The following is a 20,209-nucleotide window of genomic DNA, read 5'->3' as shown; positions in this document are numbered from 1 at the left end:
GGGGCGAATGAGTGCGGCTAGGGCATTGATCTGCACCCGGACTGCCTGTATCAGGGGCGCGGCGCTGTGCGGTCTTCGCCATCATCGTCGAGGTACTGCACTCGAATCTGCCCCGTCAGCGTCTCGGGCTCAATGAACGGAACGGCCTGCGGCGCCGACTGCGGGAGACCGACGCTCGCGGTCTCAGCGCACGGTTCGCGGGAGCCAGCATCGTCGTTCGTCGCCGTCTCGGAGCGCGCGTCGTCGGGCACCGGCAACGGCTTGGTGTCAGGGCGTCGCGGCGCAGCATCCGGTTCTGACGTACTCGCGGGCACGAACGCCTTGCCGTGCACGTCGAGGTACTCGCGCTCGCCGTTTTCGCCGTGCACAACCTGAATCGGCGTGGTGAGGCCCATGCGGCCCAAGCTCGATGGCGCGGCGCCAGGCATGGGCTTGCCGAAGTGCGTGACGACGAGTCGCCAGCGAGACTCCGGGTCGCGGTGAAGCCGCAGCTTGCGCGAGACGATCAGCCATCCGAGCCCGACGGCGCACGCGGCAAACCCCGCCATGGCGCCGACCCCGAGCGTCCACCGCGCACCGAACGCGTTCGCCACCCAACCGACGATCGGCGAGCCCACGGGCGTCGAGCCCATCAGAATCGCCGCATACAACGCCATGACCCGCCCACGAATGATCGGGTCCGACGTCGTTTGCACGTAGCTGTTCGCCGTGGTCAGCAGCGTCACGGTCGAGAAGCCCACGAGAATCATTGAGATCGCGAACGATATGTAGGTGGGCATAATGCCCGAGACGGTGGATGCTGTGCCAAACAGCCCCGCCGCCACGATGACGATGCGCATCTGCGGTCTCGCGCGGCGTGCCGCGAGCAGCGCTCCCGTGAGCGACCCGATCGCGAGGATCGATGACAGCGCACCGTACTCGCTCGCGCCGCGCCCGAACTCGACGGCCATCGTCGAGGCGACGATGGGAAAGTTCATGCCGAACGCGCCCATGATGAACACGATCACGAAGATTACCGTCAGGTCGGGGCGAGCTCTCACATACAAGAAGCCCTCGACGATGTTCTTAATGGGGCTCCCCGTCGCGCGCGGGCTGCGGTGCAGTTCGCTGACGCGCAGGCTGATGAGCACGGTGAGCACCGCGAGAAACGACACGGCGTTGATCATGAAGACCCAGCCCGAGCCGACGAGTGCGATCAGGATGCCGGCGACCGCCGGTCCGATGAGGCGCGCTGTGTTGAAGGATGCCGAGTTGAGCGACACCGCGTTCGCCATGTTCTCTTGACCGACCAGGTCGGACACGAACACCTGCCGCGCTGGAGTGTCGATCGCGTTGACGACGCCGAGCGTGAACGCGAAGACGAACACATGCCACAGCTCCGCCACCCCGGTGAGCAGAAGGATGCCGAGGCCCGCCGCGAGCAGCATGAGCGCCGATTGGGTGCACATAAGGATCTTGCGCCTGTCGAAGTGGTCGGCGATATATCCCGAGATCGGCACCATCAGCAGCTGAGGTCCGAACTGCAGAGCCATTGTCGTTCCCACCGCGAGGGCATCGTTGTCGGTCAGATCGACGAGAACGACCCAGTCCTGCGTCGTCGCCTGCATCCACGCGCCGATGTTCGACACGAGGGCTCCGATGAACCAGATGCGGTAGTTGAAGCTCGACAGCGAGCGGAACATGGCTTTCACTGGGTGGCGAGTCTCCTCATCAGCTCACTTGCGGCAAAGAGTGTCGCGCGGTCTTCTGAGCTCAGTCCGCGCAACTGCTGGTGCAGCCACCGGTCGCGTTTCTTCACGGTGTTCTTGACGGTGTCGTGGCCCGAGTCTGTGAGAGCGACGATCACCTTGCGGCGGTCACGTTCGTCGGAGATGCGCTCGACGTAGCCCCACTCCTCAAGGGAGTTGACGGTGCGGTTCATCGACGGCGCTGAGACACCCTCGCGCTCGGCAAGTGCGCTCAACGTCTCTTCTCCGTGTTTGTGCAGACCGGCGAGCACCGAGAAGTGGGCGTCGCTCAACTCACCGTCGGCCTTCTCGGCGCGGAGTCGGCGCGCCAGGCGAAACGTCGCGATGCGCAGGTCGGTGCTCTGCTCCCCGATAGTCTTTCCCACGGCTAATTAGCTTAGCTCATTAGCGTTGCTAAGTAAATGACAATGTTGGAAGCCCGGTTGGATGCTGTCGCGCTACGCTTGGCCTATGGAGCCTGACTTCACACGCACGCTCGTCGACGACGACAACGTGCGCGTCACGTACTACGAGTGGGTTGCGCCCCACCCACGGGGAGTCGTGCACATTGCACACGGTGCGGGCGAGCACGCGCGTCGCTATGGCGCTCTCGCCGCGGATCTTGTCGAGGCCGGCTATTCGGTCGTCGCAGACGATCATCGTGGTCACGGGCAGACCGGCGTCGATTACCTGGGTCTTGCCCACCTCGGCCCGCGGGGCGTGCGAGGGGCGACGAACTCGCTGCAGCGAGTGGCCGAAACGGTGCGCGAGCAGCATCCGACCCTGCCCTTCTTCGGTCTCGGTCACAGCTGGGGATCGCTCATGGTGCAGAAGATCGTCGCGCGCTCGCCCGTCTACGACGGCGTGATCCTCACGGGGACGTCGCTGGCCGTACCCGGGGTGCTGAACGGCGGCGATCTCAATAAGCCGTGGCGCGGGCCGCGATCGACCGGGCTTGAATGGCTGAGCCGAGACGAGGCAGTCGCTGTGGCGTTTGTCGCCGACCCGCTGTGCTTCGACATTGCCGAGAAGCCGGTGTGGAATCTCGTTCAGGCCCTCGGGTTTCTCGGGCGGCCATCGCCGAGGATGCCGCGGGACATCCCGGTGCTGATCATGGTCGGATCGCGCGACACGCTCGGTGGCGAGCGCGGTGCGACCATGCTCGCCGAGGCATACAGCGGCCGGGCCGGCGTGAGCGACGTCGATCTGCAGATCTTCGACGACGCGCGACACGAGGTGTTCAACGAGACGAATCGCGACGAGGTCGTGGAGCGGCTGATCGAGTGGCTCAACGACCATGTTGGTGGGGAAGCGTAACGCCATGTGCACAGTGATTGTTGCCGTGCCAGAGTCTGCAGAGGGCGTCGTGCGCATGCTCGCCGTACGCGATGAGGATCCGCAGCGGCCGTGGCAGCCGCTCGGCGCGTGGTGGCCCGAGGCCTACCCGGGAGTCGTGGGCGTGCGCGATGTGCGCGCGGGCGGTGCGTGGCTCGGGGCTGACCCGGTGCGCGGACGGCTCGCTGTGATGCTGAATCGCCCCGACACGCTTAACGCGGCTCCAGGAGAGCTCGAGTCTCGCGGCGGCCTGGTTCTCGAATCGGTTTCCGGGCGACCGCCTCGTGATCCGCGAACAGCGGGCTTCAATCTCGTCGATGTTGCGGGCGCGACTGTGACCGTGACCACGTGGGACGGCGACAGCGTCGGCATTGAAGAACTCGTGCCCGGTGTTCACATGATCGAGCATCATGACGTGGATGATCCCGGTTCGGCGCGGATCTCGCAGTGGTTGCCGGAGTTTCGCGAGGCCGCGCCTGCGGGTGGCGGCCTGCACGATGAGTGGTGGCGCGACTGGGCAACGATTCTCGAGCGCAGTAGCCATCTCTCGCCCGAAGACGACGCCGCGATCATTCGCGACAACCGCGCTCACGGGTACCCGACGCTCTCGCTGCTCGCGTGCGTCGCGAGCGTGTCGACCGAAGCCGCCGATGTGCGCTTCGCACCGTTGAAGTCGCCGGGGGAGTGGAATGCGCTGACCTTCGTGCCGCCGGTGCAGCCCGAGTAGCGGACCGTTACTCCGGGCTGTCAGTGCGCAGGTCGAGCCAGCGCACTTGTGCCTCGGAGAGCGAGATGTTGAGTCCGGCCATGGACGCTCGCGTCTCCTCGATCGAGCGAGGACCGATGAGCCACTCAGAATAGCCCGGTCGGGTTCCGTGCGATCTTGGTCTCGATGTAGGCTCCGACTCTCGTCGTATCTAGTTCGAGGGACAAGCCGAACCTCCCGGTGGCGCGTCAGCTGGCCGACGGAATTCGCGGTGCTCAGTTTCGAATCATCGAGGGCGGCAGACGCGAGCTGAATACGGAGAGGCCCGCTGAATTCAGCGCTGTGAGTTCCTGAATAACCTGGGGACCGGCGCGTCCGATCCCCAGTCGAGCACTATCTGAAACCTCGCTTTCGATAGGTTGAGCGCATGCAGACCGCAACGCACGAGCTCACGATCGGCGAAACTACCGTGCGAAAGCGATTCGTCACGTGGAATGACGGTGAAGATTCCCGCGAGTGGGCTACGTTGTCGCTTCTGGCAGAACACGCGCCAGGAATCGCGCCCACTCCGCTACGGCGCGAGCGCGATGGCGATGCTCCCGTCATCATCATGAGCCGGCTGGCGGGGGATCCCCTGACCCTTCAAGACACAAGCGTGTCGATCGTCGCTGCGCTTGGCCGAACCCTCCAACGCGTCTATAGGGTTCCGCTGACGGCTGCGCACTCGATTGATCTTCGTGAACGACGCTGCGGCCCGACCGAGATCATCGACATCCTCCGGCACGGACTGAGCCAGGTACATAGCCTTGACGTATGTGAAAATCCCGCACTCGTCACGGAAGCGCTTGAATCGGCGTGCGCATACATCGAACGAGACGACGCACGCATCAAGCCTCGCCTGACCTCGATCGGCATCGCAGATCTCAATCCGGCGAACGTTCTCTGGGACGGACGCGTTTGCCGTCTCGTTGATTTTGAGGATGGCGGCCTCACTGAACCTGCTTTTGAGATCGCGGATCATGTCGAACACCTTGCGAACCGACGTGACGGCAATTGGAGCGCTGAGCTGCTGAGCTCTGCCGCGGGTCTCTCGCGCGACGACGTCGCGCGTATGAACAAGTATCGGGTGCACTGGGCCATCTTCTGGCTCCTTATGCTTCTTCCGGGCAATGGGGCGTTCTCGAGGAATCCCCGCGGAACGACGGAAGGCCAGGCACGCCACTTTCTTCGCCTTCTGCACGCGGACTGACGCGAGCGGATCGACGATGCGAAAGGCACTGGACGCCGGTCGCTTGCCCGACTACGTTGTCAGCGGCGCGGTGTAATTCCGAGCTGAGTACAAGCCGCGTCGAATCCGCGAACGGCGATTGACCAGTTTGGGCTCGCGAACTCGTCACGTTCCAGCCGCACACGCTGTTCATTAATGGGCTGGCCGGGGCGCGGTGATTGCCGAGTGATTCCGTTGAGCGAGTAGCCGAGTTTGCGAGAAACGCGAAGGGACGCCTCGTTCCAGGTCGCCGCGCTTGATTCTGCCCACTGCGCACCAAGATAATCGAAGGCGGATTGGAGAAGGCCGACTCTCATCTCTGTTCCCAGACCCTGATTTTGGACCCGGCGGGTGAGCCATGATCCGGAATTGACGGTGCGTCGATTCGCAAAGTCATAGGCAGAGAGGTCCTGGGCGCCGACCACGGTGCCGTTGACGTGCACGGCGAAGGCGATGTTCCAATTGTGAGGTGTGACCCGATTACGGAGCGTCCAGTGGTACGCGGCCAAGTTTCGAGGCAAGTCGGCAGCGTCAGCGTCGGTCCAGGGAAAACCGAACGGCATGTGCGCGGGATCATGCACGCCGTCGAGCGCAGCCTCCGCAAGGCCGGGAAGGTCGGCGTCGCGCACCGGTCGAAGAATCAGACGTGGCGTGGCGATCTCAAGGCCGAACAGCGGCCAGACTTCTTCCAGATCCATTTCGTGACACTACCGCGGTAATGGGAGGCTCGCGAAAGTATGACCACGAACGCAGCTAGCGCGCGTTGGCGACCGGCACGTTGAAGCTCAGCAGCGACGCTTTGTCGCCCTCAAACGAGAGCGTCGTGAGCGCACAATTGCCGATCTCGGGGAACACGTCACGATAGAGGTTCGGGTCGATCGAGAAGAGCGTGCACATCACGAGACGCATGAGCGTTCCGTGGCCCACGACGAGCGCTGCACCGCCATCGGTGTCGCGAATGATCCTGGCAAGTACCTTGAGCGCACGCGCAACGGCGATCGCGCCGGGCTCGCCAGAAGGCATGGGGGACTGAGCCGGTGCCGCGACGAAGGCTGCGGCAGCATCCGGATATTTCTCGGCGAGCTCGTCGAGCGTGAGTCCCTCGCCCTTGCCGAAGTCCACCTCTCCGAGGTCCTTCTCGGTCCAGTGCTCAAGACCCGTCGCCTTCGCGACTGCATCGGCCGTGAGCCAGGCACGCGACAGCGCGGACGAGACGAGCACGTCGGGCCGGTGGCGAGACGCCCACTCGGCAAGCTCTTCGGCCTGCTGCATGCCTCGCTCGGTCAGCGCGACATCGCTCGACCCGGCATACCGGTGCTCCCCGTGCCACACGGTCTCGCCGTGCCTGACCATGATCAATGTCGTGCTCATGCTCCCATTCTGCCGCCCCTGAGCATGGATGCAACGGCGATAAGCTGACAGCATGCACGGTGAATACAAGGTTCCAGGCGGAAAACTCGTGGTCGTCGACCTCGAGGTGGACAACGGAGTCATCACGGAATTCGCCCTCGCCGGAGACTTCTTTCTCGAACCAGACGAAGCGCTCGGCGCGATCAACCAGGCGATGCTCGGCATGGCGGCGGCGAGCGACACACCGACATTCGCGGCCGCGGTGCGCGATGCCCTGCCCGACGACGCGTCGCTTCTTGGCTTCACTCCCGAATCGGTGGGCGTCGCCACACGCCGTGCGCTGACGCAAGCCGCGGACTGGCGCGATTTCGAGTGGCAGATCATTCACTCGAAGGCAGTTCCGCCGCGCGTGCATCTTGCACTCGACGAAGTGCTCACGAGCGAAGTCGGCGAGGGGCGTCGCGGACCAACATTGCGCATTTGGGAATGGGACGAATCGGCCGTCGTGATCGGCAGCTTCCAGTCGCTCAAAAATGAGGTCGACATGGAGGGTGCAGCGAAGCACGGTTTCGACGTCGTGCGTCGAATCTCGGGCGGTGGCGCGATGCTCATGAAGAAAGGCGAGGTCGTCACCTATTCGCTCTACGTCCCGGCAGAGCTCGTGCAGGGCATGTCGTTCGCCGACTCATACGCCTACCTCGACGAATGGGTGATCGAGGCGCTGCGTTCTCTCGGCATCGACGCGGAGTACAAGCCGCTCAACGACATCACGAGCCCCGGAGGCAAGATCGGCGGTGCTGCGCAAAAGCGTCTCGGCAACGGCGGCGTGCTGCATCACGTGACCATGAGCTATGACATGGACGGCGGCGTCATGACCGACGTGCTGCGCATCGGTCGCGAGAAGATGAGTGACAAGGGAACCACCTCCGCGGCCAAGCGCGTTGACCCGCTGCGCAGCCAGACCGGGCTGAGCCGAGCCGAAATCATCGAACGCATGAAAGAGACGTTCGTGAAGCAGACCGGCGCAACCGAGGGTGAGATCACGCCGCAGGAGTATGCCGACGCCGAGAAGCTCGTCGAGACGAAGTTCTCGACCGAGGCGTGGCTCAATCGGGTGCCTTGATGACGCAGGAGGGTGTCGCTTCGGGTGTCGCGGCGACAGCATCCGATGCGCCTGATGCAGGTGACGACCGGAGTTTGCCCGAGTCGAGCGTGATTCTCGAGGGCGACAACCTGCAGATTCTGCCCGAGTTTCCGGATGCTGCTTTCACGCTGATCTACATCGACCCGCCGTTCAATACCGGGCGTGAGCAGCGTCGTACCCGGACGACCCACGTGCGCTCGAGCGAGGCCGCGAGCGGAACAGTGACGGGGTTCAAAGGGCAGACGTACGAGCGCATCCGCGGGCAGTTGCACCGCTATGACGACGCGTTCGACGACTACTGGGCGTTTCTCGAGCCGCGGCTTCTCGAAGCGTGGCGGCTGCTTGCCGACGACGGCACGCTGTACCTGCACCTTGACTATCGTGAGGCGCACTACGCCAAGGTGCTGTGCGACGCGATCTTCGGCCGCGACTGTTTTCTCAACGAGATCATCTGGGCGTACGACTACGGCGGCAAATCGAAGTCGCGGTGGCCGACAAAGCACGACACGATCCTCGTGTACGTAAAGAACCCGCGGAGCTACGTGTTCGATTCCGATGCGATCGACCGTGAGCCCTACATGGCGCCCGGTCTCGTGACGCCCGAGAAGGCCGCGCGAGGTAAGTTGCCGACCGACGTGTGGTGGCACACGATCGTCTCGCCGACTGGCCGAGAGAAGACGGGGTACCCGACGCAGAAGCCCGTGGGTGTGCTGCGGCGCATTATTCAGGCGTCGAGTCGAGAGGGTGATTGGGTGCTCGACTTCTTCGCCGGGAGCGGCACGACGGGGGCTGCCGCCGCTTCGCTCGGACGCAACTATGTGCTGATCGATGAGAACCCCGAGGCCGTTGCGATCATGCGCGAGCGGCTGAACCCGGCTGCGGAGTGAGCGCGCAATCGCCCAGGCCGGGAAGCGCGTGCCCGAGGCGATGCGTGAGGTCGTGCTCCAAGCTGTGAAACTCGTCGACCGAGAGGTCTCCGCTCGTCGTGACCGTCGCCTGCAGAGTGAGCCGGTGCCCGTTCCACCGCAAGCGGAGCACATCGACGGCGATCACGCGTGAATCATGCGCGAGCACGTCGCGTGCCCGGCGTGTGAGATCGGGATCGACGCCGTCGAGAAGACGCCTGCCCACGTCGCGCGCGGTCCCGATCAGCAGCACGACGATTGCGAGAGAGATCAGGATGCCGATGGCGGGGTCGGCCCAGGGGAAACCGAGCCACACGCCGACGACGCCGAGAACAACGGCGAGCGACGTGAAGCCATCGGTGCGGGCATGGACGCCGTCGGCGACGAGCGCGGCCGAGCCGATACGGCGACCCGTGCGGATGCGGTAGATCGCGACCAGTTCGTTGCCCGCGAACCCGAGGAGCCCGGCGGCGAAGACCCATCCGGTGTACTCGAGTGGGCGTGGTTCGAGGAGACGGTGCACCGATTCGACGGCGGCGAGCACGGCGGACAACGCGATCATCGCGACGATGAAGAGGCCCGCGAGGTCTTCGGCGCGGCCAAACCCCCAGGTGTAGCGGGGCGTGGCCGCGCGTCGGCTGAGGGAGAACGCGATCCACAGCGGAATTGCTGTCAGAGCATCCGAGAAATTGTGGATGGTATCGGCGAGCAGTGCGATCGAGCCGCTGAGGGCGACGATGACGCCCTGAAGCAGGGCCGTCGCCCCGAGGGCGATCAGGCTGATCTTGACGGCGCGGATCCCTTGCGTGCTCGCTTCGAGCGCGTCGTCGATGGAGTCGCTGGCATCGTGGCTGTGCGGGACGAAGAGATGGGCGATGAAACCGGCGAATCCGCCCTTGTGCGAATGAGAGTGCCCATGCGCACCATCGTGTTCCTGACTGTGGGTGTGGTTGTGCGGCGCGGGCATGTCAGGCTTCCGTGGGGCCATCGTCGCGGTGGTGAGAGGGACGGCCGACAGTGTGTTCTGCTTGTTGGACGGCATCGACGACGAGTTGGCGTGCGTGTTCGTCGGTGAGGCTGTAGAACACGCGCGTCCCGTCGTGGCGCGTGGTCACCATGCGCGACATGCGGAGCTTTGCGAGATGCTGCGAGACTGCGGCCGGACTCTTATCGACGATGTCGGCGAGATGGTTGACCGAGAGTTCGCCGTCTCGGAGCGCCAGAATGATCTTCACTCGAGTGGCATCAGCGAGCATGGCGAATACCTCGACAGCGAGATCGACGAACTCGCTCTCGGGGGTCAACTGGCACATCGACTCGCGTACTCTGTTGTCTGCATGCATACGCAGATTATTGCATTAACGACCGCTGTCTGGCGATCAGTTCACGCAACGGGTCTTCATGAATCAGGGCGGCGCATTTCGCGAGCATGCGGGTGTTCACCTGAGATCGGGAGTAATGCTCGGTCCGACATGGCTCGGCGCTGGTGACGATGCGTGCCGTCAGCGCAGTGGGTCGAACGGGGCGATTGCAGGGTCGGTTCTGCCGGTGACGATGCGCTCGGCGAGGAGCTTGCCTGTCGCCGGCCCGAGCACGATGCCCCACATGCCGTGGCCTCCCGCAACGTAGACTCCGGCAGATCGCGTCTCGCCAACGAGCGGGAGCCCGTCGGGTGTGACGGGACGGGATCCGACCCACTCGTCGTGCCGATTGTCGAGGTCGACCCCGGTCATGAAGGGACGCACTTGGTTGACGATCGCCTGCACGCGGCGTGCCTGCAGCGGTTCGTCGGGTCCGACAAACTCCATCGTCCCCGCGATGCGTAGCCTGCCGTCATACGGCGTGCAGGCAACACGCTGAAGGGGAAGGTAGATCGGATGCGCGGCAGGCTCGTCAGTGTCGACGGTGAACGAGTAGCCACGACCTGCCTGCACGCGTACGTTGACGCCGAGGGGCCGAGCGAGCTCCGGCATCCATGCACCTGTGGCGATGACGACGGAGTCGGCGGAGAGTTTCTCGCCCGTCGCGAGCGTCACCGTCGGCATCGACGTCCGATTCACGTCGGTCACCGCGGCGTTCACGCGCATATCGGCGCCGCGCTCTTCGACAGCGGCAGCGAGAGCGTGCACGAAGGGCCCCGGCTCAATGAATCGCTGCCCGTCCATGCGGTACGCCGCGCCGACCTGGCCGGAGAGCTGCGGCGCAAGAGCGCGCGGGTCGTCGAGGCGCTCGACGTGAACACGCTGCCCGTGCTGAATTACGCCCGCGATGTCGCGCATGAAACCGCGAGCCTGCTTCTCGTGGCCGAACCCGACGATGAACGGCCCTTCGCGAGTCCACGCATCGACGCCACCGTCGATCAGCTCATCGAAACTCTCGAGCGCCAGCTTGTCGATCGGTGTAAGTGCGGCCATCGCTGTGTCCCAGGCGCGTTGCGTGCCGTGGGCGACGAAGCGCGCGAGGAACGACCAGAGGCTTACGTCGACGCGCACGGGAACGTGCAGCGCAGCATCCGCATCGAACAGGGCTCGCGGCCCGTACGTCCACACGCTCGGATCGGCCAGCGGAATCGTCTTGGCCGGGGCGAGCCACCCGGCGTTGCCCCACGACGACCCAGCCGCGACTCCCGCGCGATCGATGACCGTCACATCGACGCCGCGCTCTTGCAGATGCCACGCCGTGGCGAGGCCCACCATTCCCGCGCCGATGACGATGGACCGCGTCATGGACTACCTCCCGTGCTCGACGTGTCGTGGCCAGTATCGTCAGACTCCGCGATCGTTTGCAAGAACCTGCCGATTTGCACCCAGGTGGTGCCGCTTAATGTGCCGACCCGGGGAGATATGCGCCAAGAAAATATTCGAGAAGACTAAACGTTAGGGCGTCGTCAAACATTTTTTGGCGCTGGCGGGGTCGGCTCGCGGGGAGCAGGTGGCTCGCTTGGAACAGAAGGGACGCGGATGACTGGCGGCGCTCGGGCGAGGCTACGGCAGCTTCGCCAGGGAGTCCTCAAGAGCGACCCACGCGAGCATCGCGCACTTCACGCGAGCTATGTAGCGCGACACGCCCTCAAGCACAGCGGCGTCGCCCAGCGGCTCGTCGTCGTCGACGCCGGCGCCCTTCGAACGCATCAGCTCCCGAAAAAGCGCAATGCGAGCGGGCGCATCCGCCACCGGCATCCCGGCCGCCAGGTCACTCAGCAGCGACGCAGACGCCATCGAGATCGAACACCCCGCGCCCTCCCACGTGACAGCGTCGATCGTCTCGCCGTCGCTTGACACGTGCACCTGCAGCGTCAGCTCGTCACCGCACGTCGGGTTCAACTGATGGGAGGATGCTGCTTCGCCCTCGCGCAGCCCGAAACCGTGCTTCTCGCGGGAGTGATCCAGAATGACCTGCTGGTACAGGCTCTCGAGCCCGCTCATGCGCTCACCCCGAAAAACGAGCGCACGCCCGTGAGGGCGTCGAGGAACGCGTCGACATCAGCCGTCGTGTTGTACAGGTAGGTGCTGGCGCGGGTGGATGCTGTCATTCCGAAGCGCCGGTGCAGCGGCTGAGCGCAGTGGTGGCCGACGCGCACGGCAATGCCGCGGTCGTCGAGGAACTGCCCCACGTCGTGAGCATGAACGCCCGCGAGATCGAATGCCGCGAGGCCGGTGCGAGCAGCAGCATCCGTCGGGCCCAAAAGACGCACACCGTCGATCTGCTGCAGTCCGTCGACAAGACGCGCGCCGAGCTCGTGCTCGTGGGCGGCGATGCGATCGAGGCCCACAATGCTCAGGTAATCGCATGCGGCAGCGAGGGCGATCGCCTGCGAAATGCGCTGCGTTCCAGCCTCGAAGCGCTGCGGCGCGGGCAGGTACTCCGCCGATTCGAGGGTGACGGTCGTGATCATCGATCCGCCCGTGAGAAACGGCGGAAGCGCATTCAGCAGTTCGCGACGCCCGTACAACGCACCGATTCCTGTGGGGGCGAGCATCTTGTGGCCCGAGAATACGGCGAAGTCCACGTCGAGTGCGTGCAGATCGACGGGCATGTGCGGCACCGACTGACACGCGTCGAGTACAACAAGGGCGTCGGCCGCGTGCGCCAGTGCGACGAGCTCGGCAACCGGCGCGATCGCGGCCGTCACGTTCGAGGCGTGCGCGAAGGCGACGATACGTGTGCGCTCGCCGATGATCTCGGCAGCGGCGTCGAGGTCGAGGCGTCCCTGGTCATCGACCGGGATCGCCCGCACGACGGCGCCCGTGCGTGCCGCGAGCTCTTGCCATGGAATGAGATTGGCGTGGTGCTCAGCCTCGGTCACGACGATCTCGTCGCCCGGGGCGAGTCGAAATCTTTCGGATGCTGCGCCGCCGCGCCCCACCGTCGCGTTTCCGATCGCGTAGGCGACGAGGTTCACGGCTTCTGTCGCGTTGGAGGTCCAGACGATCTCGTCTGCGTCGACCCCGACAAAGGCGGCAACGCGTTCGCGCGCGCTTTCGAACAGCTCGGTCGCCTCAGCTGCGAGTGTGTGGGCTCCGCGGTGAACGGCAGCGGTGTAGTTCTCGGCGAATGAACGTTCAGCGTCGAGAACGTTCGTCGGTTTGAGGCTCGTGGCGCCCGAATCGAGGTACACGAGGGGTGCGCCGTTCACCTGCGCATCGAGCTCGGGAAAGTCCGATCGGATGCGGCGAACCGTCGTGTCGTCGAGGGTCAGAGTCTGAACTGTCACGTATCCATTGTCTCGCGCACCGCCCCGGTCGGGGGCGGTGTTACCCGGCGGCGGCTCAGCGACGCGGGGCTGTGGACTCGCGCACGACGAGCTCGAGTGGCATCATCGTCGCGTTCGGCACCGTCTCGTCGCCGTCGATGAGTCGCAGCAGGATGCCGGCCATCGCCTCGCCCATCTGCTCGGGCGACTGGTCGACGGTCGTCAGGGGCGGCGAGGCGGTCGCAGCATAGCGATCATTGTCGAAACCCACGATCGAGATGTCGTCGGGAATCCGCAGGCCCGCGCTCCGCACCGCCGAGTACGCCCCGACCGCCATCTGGTCGTTCGCCGAGAAGACGGCGTCGATGGGCTCGCCGCGCTCAAGCAGAGCGCGCATCGCCGCCGCGCCGTCAGCGGGGGAGAAGTCACCGTGCGCAACGAGCGAGTCGTCGAGACCCGCAGCGGCCATCGCAGCTCGCCAGCCCGCGAGACGGTCGTGGCCCCCAGGCATGTCTGTGCGGCCGGCGATCGTCGCGATGCGGGTGTGGCCCAACTCGATCAGATGATTCGTCGCCATGCGAGCGCCCTCGACGTTGTCGACGTCGACGTAGTAGCTCGCGACGGCTTCGGGAATCAGTGGGCGCCCCGCGAAGACCATCGGCACCGTCGCGCCCAGCTGCGTGTACGAGTGGTCGCTGACGTGGTGCGACACGATGAGCGCCCCGTCCACGTTTCCGCCGCGCAAGTAGCGCCGCGTCTTTGCCGACGAGTTCTCGGTCTCCATCAGCAGGCTGAGCGTGTACTCGGTGCCCGCCAAGTGCAGTGCGACGCCCTGCACGATCGATGAGAAGAACGGGTCGTCGAACACCTTCGACGCCGTCTCGGGAACGATGACCGCGATCGCCTGCGTCTTGCGGCTCGCGAGCGACCGGGCGACGCGGTTCGGAACGTATCCGAGCTCGTCGATGGCTGCGTTCACGATCGCCACGACCTCATCGGTCACCTTCGGCGAGTTGTTGACGACGCGCGACACGGTGGCGCGCGAGACGCCGGCGTGCGCGGCGACGGCCTCGAGGGTGGGCGCGCTTGGCTTCGCGATTGTGCGATCGGTCATCGCGCCCGTCCCCCTCCATCGGCTGGCAGAGTGCTTGCTCCCACCTTAATGCGCGGATGCCGCATCGGCGCCCACGCGCGAGCGGACCTGTGCAATCAGATCGGCGTACATGCGGCCGGAGTCCTTCACGGTGCGTTCGAGCGTGTCGTAGTCGACGCGCACAATGCCGAACCGCTTGTCGTAGCCCCACGACCACTCGAAGTTGTCGAGCAGCGACCATACGAAGTATCCGCGCACGTCAGCGCCGTCGGCGATGGCGTCGGAGACCGCCTGCACGTGGTCTCGAATGTACGCGGCGCGCTCGGGGTCGTGCACACGGCCGTCGTCAGACACGACGTCGTCGTACGCCGCGCCGTTCTCGGTGACGTAGAGCGGCGGCAGGTTCGGGTACTCGCGCCCCAGCCGTGTGAGCAGCACGCGCAGCCCCGACGGATTGACCTCCCAGCCCATAGCGGTGCGCGGCAGTCCTCGCGAGGGGAACGCGAGATGCTCGCTGCCGACCCACGGCGACGAGAGCGTGCGGTCCGTGGCACCCGAGTGGCCATCGGAGCCCGGCGACGGATGCCCCGACACCTGGTCGTCGTGGTAGTGGTTGACGCCCAAGAAGTCGATCGGGGTTCCGATGATCTCCATGTCGCCCGGCTGAATTCGCTCGCGCAGACCGAACTGCTCGAGATCGGCGAGCGTGTCGTCGGCATACGCGCCCGTGACGATCGGCTCGAGGAAGACCCGGTTCTGCAGCACGTCGAACCGGCGCGCCGCCTCGACGTCGACGGGATCGTTCTCGTCGAGCGGAATCGAGTTCGACAGGTTGAGCGTGATGCCGAGGCTCTCGGCACCCAGCTCGCGCAGGCGGTTGACGGCGAGACCGTGAGCGAGGTGCTGATGGTGAATCGCTGCGACGGCAGCATCCGGCTCCTGTCGACCGGGTGCGTGAACGCCCGACGCGTACCCCAGCAGCGATGAGCAGAAGGGCTCGTTGAACGTCGTCCAGTGCTTCACGCGGTCGCCGAGGGCGGCGTACATGACCTCCGCGTAGCGCACGAAACGTTCGGCCGTCTCGCGGTTCGCCCACCCGCCGCGCTCTTCGAGCGCCTGCGGCAGATCCCAGTGATACAGGGTGAGCCACGGGAGTATTCCGGCTTCGAGCAGCTCATCGACGAGACGGCTGTAGAAGTCGATGCCCGCCTGATTGACGTCGCCATCGTCGGGCAGCACGCGCGACCAGCTCGTTGAGAACCGGTAGGTGTCGAGTCCGAGCTCACGCATGATCGCGACGTCTTCGCGGTAGCGGTGGTAGTGGTCGACGGCGACCTCGAGGTTCTCGCCTCGCGCGACGGCGCCGGGGACGCGAGCGAAAGCGTCCCACACGGAGTCGCGCTTGCCTTCTTCGTGCCCTGCCCCCTCGACCTGAGCGGCGGCGGTGGCGGATCCCCACATGAACGTCGGCGGGAAGTTGAGTGTCATCAGCCCTTCACGGCTCCTTGCATGATTCCGGAAATGAGTTGTTTGCCTGCCAGTACGAAGAGTACAAGCAGTGGGATTGTCGAGAGTACTGCACCGGCCAGAACGACCGAGTAGTCGACGTAGTGCGCAGACTGCAGCTGGCTGAGCGCCGTCTGCAGGGTGGGGTTCGTCGAGTCGAGCACGAGCAGCGGCCAGAGAAAGTCGGTCCACGCGGTCATAAAGGTGAACAGCGCGAGGATCGCCATTGCGGGACGGGCTGCGGGAACTGCGACATGGAAGAACGTGCGGATCATGTTGGCACCGTCGACGCGCGCGGCCTCGATCAGCTCGTCAGGAATGACGTCGACGAGGTACTGGCGCATGAAGAACACGCCGAACGCCGTCACGAGCAGCGGAATGATCACCGCTCCGATGCTGCCCGTCCAGCCCCAGTTGCGCATGAGCATGAACAGCGGAATGATTCCGAGCTGCGTCGGCACCGCGAGGGTCGCGATCACGAAGACCATGAGGCCGTTGCGGCCGCGGAACCGCAGCTTGGCGAAGGCGTAGCCCGCGAGCGTCGAGAACGTCACGACCGAGATCGTGATGACGCACGAAATGATGAGGCTGTTGGCCAGCGCCTTCCAGAACGGAATCGATTCGAGAACCGTCTGCACGTTGATCCAGAACTGGCCTCCGGGCAGCAGCGGCGGCCAGCTCAGCCCGAAGTCCGAGTTGGGCCGCGTCGACATGATGAACGACCACCAGAGCGGGTAGGCGGAGCACACGAGAAAGACCGTGAGCAGGCCGTACGTGAGAAAGCCCGGTCGGCGATCGATGCCGAAGAAGCGGCGGCGCTTCGCAGCATCCTGAGCCGTCTGCTTCTGCTTGACTGCGATGCTCATTGTGCGTCCTCCGTGCTGCGCGTCGTGGCGGGTGTGGATCGAGCGCTTCGCAAGCGAGCGAGCCGCTTCTGCCGCCTCGTCGAGGTCACCTTGGTCTCGGCGGTGGCGATGGTCCTCGACAGCATGAAATTGATCAGGCCGAAGCAGATGATGATGAGAAACAGCAGCCACGCGATCGCTGATGCCTCACCGAAGTTCTGACGGAAGAATGCCATCTCCCACAGGTAGAGAACCGTCGTCTGGAACTGACGCTGAGCGCCGCCCGCCGTCGAGGCGTCGAACATACGAGGCTCGACGAAGATCTGCAGACCGCCGATGGTCGCCGTGATGATGACGAAGACCATGGTGGGGCGGATGCTTGGGAGGGTGATGCTGAAGAACCGGCGCAGTGCTCCGGCGCCATCCAGCGCCGCGGATTCGTGGACGTCGCGCGGCACGGATTGCATCGCCGCGAGCAGGATGAGCGCGTTGTAGCCGGTCCATCGCCAGTTGACCATCGTCGCGATCGCGATGTGGCTCGCGAAGGTGTCGGTCTTCCAGCCGATGGCGTCGAGGCCGAAGTTCTGCAGCATGTTGTTGATGAGGCCGTAGTCCTCGCTGAACATATTCGAGAAGATGAGCGCGACAGCGGCAGGCGTCACAACGTAGGGCAGCAGAACGCTCATGCGCCAGAACGTCTTGGCGCGAATGTTCTGGTCGAGGATCGCCGCGATGAACGTTGCGGCGATGAGCTGGGGGATCGACGAGAGAATAAAGATGCTGAGCGTATTGAACAGCGAGTTCCAGAAGTACTCGTCTTGCAGAACACTCATGAAGTTGGCGATGCCGACGAAGTCGCCCTGGCCCTTCAGAAGGTCCCAGTCGTAGAGCGAGACGACGAACGTGTAGATGAGCGGAAAGAGGCCGACGAGTCCGAACAGAATGAAGAACGGCGCGACGTAAGCGTACGGAGAAGCCTTGACGTCGAGGCGGCTGAGCCAGTGGCGTCGGCGCTCAGCGCGATCGGCTGTGCGCGGCTGTGAAGGACGGGGAGGCGTTGTCGTGCCCGGGGTGAGTGTTGCAGTCATGAGTGCCCAATCGTGTGGGGCTCCCGGCTGTGACCGGGAGCCCCCTGACATCAGTTGTCGATGACGAGATCCTGCAGAAGATCCATGGCCTGCTGCCATGCTTCGTCTGCTGTCGCCTCCTGCTGGTCGAGCAGGTTGAGCGCCGGACCGAAGACGTTCTCCTGAATCACGGAGTCGTCGGGGCCCTTGAACTGCGCCTTCACGCCCTTGGCGCGCTCGGCGAGGATGGCACCCGTTGGTGCGTCGTTGAACAGCTCGTTCGGTGCTGACTCTTCAGCAATGGTCTCGGCCGCTTCAATCGTGCTCGGGAAGTTGCCGGCAGCCTTCGACTGCTTGACCTGCTGCTCGGGAGCGGTCAGCCATGCAGTGAGCTCAGCTGCTGCTTCCTGGTGCTTCGAGGTCGTCGGGATCGAGAGGAACGCGCCGCCCCAGTTCACGGGGCCTCCGGGGAAGACGTCTGCGAAGTCCCAGCCCGTGCTGGCGTCGCCGCCACCAGCCTCAAGCTGACCCTTGATCGTTCCCAGCATCCAGCCCGGGCACACGAACGTGGCGAACGAGCCGTCGACGAATGCCTTACCGCCGCCCCAGTCCCATGCGGTCTGCGCGGCCGACTGGCCGTTCAGCGTGGCTTCGGCGAGCTGATCGAAGCGGTCGCGCATCTCAGAGTTGCCCTCGATGTTGAGCTCGCCGTCCGAGGTGTAGTAACCCTCGTCCATCTGGTTGACCATGGAGTTCCAGACGAAGCCCGAGTGGTCGTACCAGGCCTTGCCGGTCTTCTCGGTGTATTCGGCACCGAGCTCGAAGTAGGTGTCCCAGCTCGCGTCGGCGCCCCCGAACAATTCGGCGACCTCGGCGCGGTCGCTCGGCAGGCCTGCTTCTTCGAAGAGCTTGCCGTTGTAGCAGAGGCCGGTCGGGCCAATGTCGGTTCCGTAGCCGATGACGCGGCCGTCCGCGTCGGTGCCCTGCTCGAACTTCCAGTCGAGCCAGCGGTCCTTGATGTCCTGAGCGCCGAAATCGTTGAGGTCGACGAAGCGGTCGGAGACCTCCATGATGGCGCCGAGCCAGCCCTCCTCGATCGCGACGATGTCGCTCAGGCCAGAGCCGGCCGCGAGCTTCGTGAAGGCGTCGGTGCGCGCGTTGCCTCCGGTGTCGATGTTGGTGGGCTTGATCGTGACGTTCGGGTGCAGCTCTTCGTACTCCTTGTAGAGGTCGTCGTAGCCGAAGGTTCCGAACGTCGTGATGGTGAGGGTGATGTCTTCGTCACCGGATGCTGCAGAGCCACTGCCTGCGGAACAGCCCGTCGCCAGCATCGCGAAGGCTGCAGCACCGGCAATTGTCGCTGCTGCGGTGGTGCGTCGTGAGAGTTTCACGGTCACTCCTTTGTGGGTGGTGGATTGGTGCGTTTTGTGAGAGCGCTCTCATTTGACGCCGTGAGAGCGCTCTCACTCAAACTGGACAAGACTCTAGACAGGTTCGCGAGGATTTGTCAATCGTCCTTCGAGAAGCAAACGCTTGCCGGTTGCGCGGGGCTTGGCGCGACATGAGTTGAAGGACATCGTTCTCGCGGAGGCGGCGCGCTCGCTGCTCTCAGGTCGCTTCGCCTAAGATTGGGGGCGAAACATATCCCCGCTCCGAAGGTCTCCATGCGTCATTCGCCACGTACCGTCGCTGCCGCGGCGGTTTTCGTCGTGTCTGCGCTGCTGCTCGCGGGATGCACCGCGGCTTTCGCCGAGACCGCGGGCACGGTCGCACAGCGTCTCCAGCCGCGTCCCGTTCCGTCGGCGACGGCGACCCCCATCGCGATTCCGACGGTCGAGGCGGCCTCACCGGCATCCGGATCCCTCTCGGGTGGCGACACCGTCACGCTCACGGGCTCGTCGCTGTCGCAGGTGACGGCGGTGATGTTCGGCGAGCAGGCCGCGACCGACCTGACCGTCGTCGACGAGAACACCATCACGGTGGTCGCACCACGGCACGCCACCTACCAGTCGGGCAGCGTCGCCATAACCGCGAAGTCGGGCGAGCAGACCGTGCCGGCGACCGGAGACCTCAGCTACGAGTACACGGCCGTCAGCGATGTCGACCGGCAGATGCAGTACGCGCTGGCGTACTGGAAGGACTACAACGACGACGAGTGGGGCAATTACAACCCGCTCGGAGGCGATTGCGCCAACTTCGTCTCGCAGACTCTCGCCGCTCGCGGGTGGGAGCAGACCGCGACGTGGCGCAACTCAGCGGGGAGCGCGACCTCAGCCTGGTCGTTCGTGCCGGCACTCGACAACTGGCTGCAGACCGTTCCCGATGTGACCCGCTTGAGCAGCGAGCAGCGCGATCAGGTTGCGGTCGGAGACGTTGCGGTCTTCAGCTGGAGCGGAACGGGGTATCGCGACCACGTCATGATCGTCTCTGACGTGATCGCGAACGACGACGGCAGCATCGACATCAAGCTCGTCGGGCACAACGTCGACTACGATTTCCGCGACCTCGACGAGACGCTCACCGAGGAGCATCCCGGCGGCGACGTCTGGTTCTACTCGATCCCGTAGCCAG

20 protein-coding genes are annotated in these 20,209 nt (G+C 64.8%); 6 read left to right on the top strand and 14 right to left on the bottom strand.

The features are described 5' to 3' along the window. Positions 1–50: 50 nt before the first annotated feature. Entirely contained in the window at positions 51–1,682 is a 1,632-nt protein-coding gene (locus tag ATJ78_RS01120; protein ID WP_098409134.1) for an MFS transporter, read from the bottom strand. 5 nt (positions 1,683–1,687) lie between these two features. Next, on the bottom strand, positions 1,688–2,113 hold the full coding sequence (locus ATJ78_RS01115) for a MarR family winged helix-turn-helix transcriptional regulator (RefSeq protein WP_098405917.1): 426 nt from the start codon (positions 2,111–2,113) through the stop codon (positions 1,688–1,690). Positions 2,114–2,198: 85 nt separating this feature from the next. On the opposite strand from ATJ78_RS01115, the gene ATJ78_RS01110 reads away from it, so the two are divergent. From ATJ78_RS01110 to ATJ78_RS01100, 3 genes are all read left to right on the top strand, one after another. Continuing rightward, a complete protein-coding gene (locus tag ATJ78_RS01110) occupies positions 2,199–3,044 on the top strand; it encodes a serine aminopeptidase domain-containing protein (RefSeq protein WP_169923352.1) in 846 nt (281 codons plus the stop codon). A 4-nt stretch (positions 3,045–3,048) separates the two neighbouring features. After that, a complete protein-coding gene (locus tag ATJ78_RS01105; RefSeq protein WP_169923351.1) occupies positions 3,049–3,789 on the top strand; it encodes an NRDE family protein in 741 nt (246 codons plus the stop codon). Between the two features lie 406 nt (positions 3,790–4,195). After that, positions 4,196–5,017 (top strand): aminoglycoside phosphotransferase family protein, encoded by an 822-nt coding sequence (locus tag ATJ78_RS01100; RefSeq protein ID WP_098405915.1) that lies wholly within the window; start codon positions 4,196–4,198, stop codon positions 5,015–5,017. 59 nt (positions 5,018–5,076) lie between these two features. Here the strand turns inward: ATJ78_RS01100 and ATJ78_RS01095 are convergent, their stop codons facing one another. Next, entirely contained in the window at positions 5,077–5,733 is a 657-nt protein-coding gene (locus tag ATJ78_RS01095) for a GNAT family N-acetyltransferase (protein WP_098405914.1), read from the bottom strand. A 55-nt stretch (positions 5,734–5,788) separates the two neighbouring features. Next, a complete protein-coding gene (locus ATJ78_RS01090; RefSeq protein ID WP_098405913.1) occupies positions 5,789–6,406 on the bottom strand; it encodes a histidine phosphatase family protein in 618 nt (205 codons plus the stop codon). Between the two features lie 52 nt (positions 6,407–6,458). Here ATJ78_RS01090 and lplAB point away from each other — a divergent pair, with 52 nt between their 5' ends. Together lplAB and ATJ78_RS01080 are read left to right on the top strand one after the other, a co-directional pair. Further along, the gene (gene lplAB, locus ATJ78_RS01085; protein WP_098405912.1) at positions 6,459–7,508 is read left to right on the top strand and encodes a lipoate-protein ligase LplAB; all 1,050 of its coding nucleotides are present in this window, start codon (positions 6,459–6,461) and stop codon (positions 7,506–7,508) included. Then, positions 7,508–8,416: a DNA-methyltransferase gene (locus tag ATJ78_RS01080; protein ID WP_098405911.1), complete on the top strand. Its 909-nt coding sequence runs from the start codon at positions 7,508–7,510 to the stop codon at positions 8,414–8,416. The genes lplAB and ATJ78_RS01080 overlap by 1 nt, the downstream gene beginning before the upstream one ends. Here ATJ78_RS01080 and ATJ78_RS01075 read toward each other — a convergent pair. The 10 genes from ATJ78_RS01075 to ATJ78_RS01030 form a co-directional block, all read right to left on the bottom strand. Next, entirely contained in the window at positions 8,382–9,401 is a 1,020-nt protein-coding gene (locus ATJ78_RS01075) for a cation diffusion facilitator family transporter (RefSeq protein ID WP_098405910.1), read from the bottom strand. The genes ATJ78_RS01080 and ATJ78_RS01075 overlap by 35 nt on opposite strands. A gap of 1 nt (position 9,402) precedes the next feature. Continuing rightward, positions 9,403–9,777, bottom strand: a complete 375-nt coding sequence (locus ATJ78_RS01070) for an ArsR/SmtB family transcription factor (protein WP_169923349.1) — start codon at positions 9,775–9,777, stop codon at positions 9,403–9,405. A 159-nt stretch (positions 9,778–9,936) separates the two neighbouring features. Next, on the bottom strand, positions 9,937–11,160 hold the full coding sequence (locus ATJ78_RS01065) for an NAD(P)/FAD-dependent oxidoreductase (protein ID WP_098405908.1): 1,224 nt from the start codon (positions 11,158–11,160) through the stop codon (positions 9,937–9,939). Positions 11,161–11,418: 258 nt separating this feature from the next. Next, on the bottom strand, positions 11,419–11,859 hold the full coding sequence (sufU, locus tag ATJ78_RS01060; RefSeq protein WP_098405907.1) for a Fe-S cluster assembly sulfur transfer protein SufU: 441 nt from the start codon (positions 11,857–11,859) through the stop codon (positions 11,419–11,421). Continuing rightward, the gene (locus ATJ78_RS01055; protein ID WP_211288403.1) at positions 11,856–13,148 is read right to left on the bottom strand and encodes a SufS family cysteine desulfurase; all 1,293 of its coding nucleotides are present in this window, start codon (positions 13,146–13,148) and stop codon (positions 11,856–11,858) included. The genes sufU and ATJ78_RS01055 overlap by 4 nt, the downstream gene beginning before the upstream one ends. Positions 13,149–13,203: 55 nt before the next feature. Continuing rightward, the gene (locus ATJ78_RS01050; RefSeq protein ID WP_098405906.1) at positions 13,204–14,241 is read right to left on the bottom strand and encodes a LacI family DNA-binding transcriptional regulator; all 1,038 of its coding nucleotides are present in this window, start codon (positions 14,239–14,241) and stop codon (positions 13,204–13,206) included. A 45-nt stretch (positions 14,242–14,286) separates the two neighbouring features. Then, positions 14,287–15,708 (bottom strand): GH1 family beta-glucosidase, encoded by a 1,422-nt coding sequence (locus ATJ78_RS01045; RefSeq protein WP_098405905.1) that lies wholly within the window; start codon positions 15,706–15,708, stop codon positions 14,287–14,289. Further along, positions 15,708–16,592 carry a carbohydrate ABC transporter permease gene (locus ATJ78_RS01040; RefSeq protein ID WP_098405904.1) on the bottom strand — a complete coding sequence of 295 codons (885 nt, stop codon included), beginning with the start codon at positions 16,590–16,592 and terminating at the stop codon, positions 15,708–15,710. The genes ATJ78_RS01045 and ATJ78_RS01040 overlap by 1 nt, the downstream gene beginning before the upstream one ends. Beyond that, positions 16,589–17,659 (bottom strand): carbohydrate ABC transporter permease, encoded by a 1,071-nt coding sequence (locus ATJ78_RS01035; RefSeq protein ID WP_098405903.1) that lies wholly within the window; start codon positions 17,657–17,659, stop codon positions 16,589–16,591. The genes ATJ78_RS01040 and ATJ78_RS01035 overlap by 4 nt, the downstream gene beginning before the upstream one ends. 50 nt (positions 17,660–17,709) lie before the next feature. Next, a complete protein-coding gene (locus ATJ78_RS01030) occupies positions 17,710–18,969 on the bottom strand; it encodes an ABC transporter substrate-binding protein (protein ID WP_098409131.1) in 1,260 nt (419 codons plus the stop codon). A 333-nt stretch (positions 18,970–19,302) separates the two neighbouring features. On the opposite strand from ATJ78_RS01030, the gene ATJ78_RS01025 reads away from it, so the two are divergent. Further along, positions 19,303–20,205, top strand: coding sequence for an amidase domain-containing protein (locus tag ATJ78_RS01025; protein ID WP_098405902.1), 903 nt, complete (start codon positions 19,303–19,305; stop codon positions 20,203–20,205). Positions 20,206–20,209 lie beyond the last annotated feature (4 nt).

This window comes from Paramicrobacterium agarici (genome assembly GCF_002563955.1).
Classification (GTDB): Bacteria; Actinomycetota; Actinomycetes; order Actinomycetales; family Microbacteriaceae; genus Paramicrobacterium; species Paramicrobacterium agarici.
Note: the sequence above shows the minus strand (reverse complement) of the source record. Positions and strands in the feature narration are given on the sequence as shown.

Excerpts from the sequence above, each read along its gene's own strand:
- ATJ78_RS01110 (WP_169923352.1), top strand. The coding sequence starts at position 2,199 with ATGGAGCCTGACTTCACACGCACGCTCGTCGACGACGACAACGTGCGC.
- ATJ78_RS01080 (WP_098405911.1), top strand. The coding sequence starts at position 7,508 with ATGACGCAGGAGGGTGTCGCTTCGGGTGTCGCGGCGACAGCATCCGAT.
- ATJ78_RS01065 (WP_098405908.1), bottom strand. The coding sequence starts at position 11,160 with ATGACGCGGTCCATCGTCATCGGCGCGGGAATGGTGGGCCTCGCCACG.
- ATJ78_RS01070 (WP_169923349.1), bottom strand. The coding sequence starts at position 9,777 with ATGCATGCAGACAACAGAGTACGCGAGTCGATGTGCCAGTTGACCCCC.
- ATJ78_RS01030 (WP_098409131.1), bottom strand. The coding sequence starts at position 18,969 with ATGCTGGCGACGGGCTGTTCCGCAGGCAGTGGCTCTGCAGCATCCGGT.
- ATJ78_RS01025 (WP_098405902.1), top strand. The coding sequence starts at position 19,303 with ATGCGTCATTCGCCACGTACCGTCGCTGCCGCGGCGGTTTTCGTCGTG.
- ATJ78_RS01100 (WP_098405915.1), top strand. The coding sequence starts at position 4,196 with ATGCAGACCGCAACGCACGAGCTCACGATCGGCGAAACTACCGTGCGA.
- ATJ78_RS01075 (WP_098405910.1), bottom strand. The coding sequence starts at position 9,401 with ATGCCCGCGCCGCACAACCACACCCACAGTCAGGAACACGATGGTGCG.
- sufU (WP_098405907.1), bottom strand. The coding sequence starts at position 11,859 with ATGAGCGGGCTCGAGAGCCTGTACCAGCAGGTCATTCTGGATCACTCC.
- ATJ78_RS01095 (WP_098405914.1), bottom strand. The coding sequence starts at position 5,733 with ATGGATCTGGAAGAAGTCTGGCCGCTGTTCGGCCTTGAGATCGCCACG.
- ATJ78_RS01045 (WP_098405905.1), bottom strand. The coding sequence starts at position 15,708 with ATGACACTCAACTTCCCGCCGACGTTCATGTGGGGATCCGCCACCGCC.
- lplAB (WP_098405912.1), top strand. The coding sequence starts at position 6,459 with ATGCACGGTGAATACAAGGTTCCAGGCGGAAAACTCGTGGTCGTCGAC.
- ATJ78_RS01040 (WP_098405904.1), bottom strand. The coding sequence starts at position 16,592 with ATGAGCATCGCAGTCAAGCAGAAGCAGACGGCTCAGGATGCTGCGAAG.
- ATJ78_RS01105 (WP_169923351.1), top strand. The coding sequence starts at position 3,049 with ATGTGCACAGTGATTGTTGCCGTGCCAGAGTCTGCAGAGGGCGTCGTG.
- ATJ78_RS01090 (WP_098405913.1), bottom strand. The coding sequence starts at position 6,406 with ATGAGCACGACATTGATCATGGTCAGGCACGGCGAGACCGTGTGGCAC.
- ATJ78_RS01050 (WP_098405906.1), bottom strand. The coding sequence starts at position 14,241 with ATGACCGATCGCACAATCGCGAAGCCAAGCGCGCCCACCCTCGAGGCC.
- ATJ78_RS01035 (WP_098405903.1), bottom strand. The coding sequence starts at position 17,659 with ATGACTGCAACACTCACCCCGGGCACGACAACGCCTCCCCGTCCTTCA.
- ATJ78_RS01120 (WP_098409134.1), bottom strand. The coding sequence starts at position 1,682 with ATGTTCCGCTCGCTGTCGAGCTTCAACTACCGCATCTGGTTCATCGGA.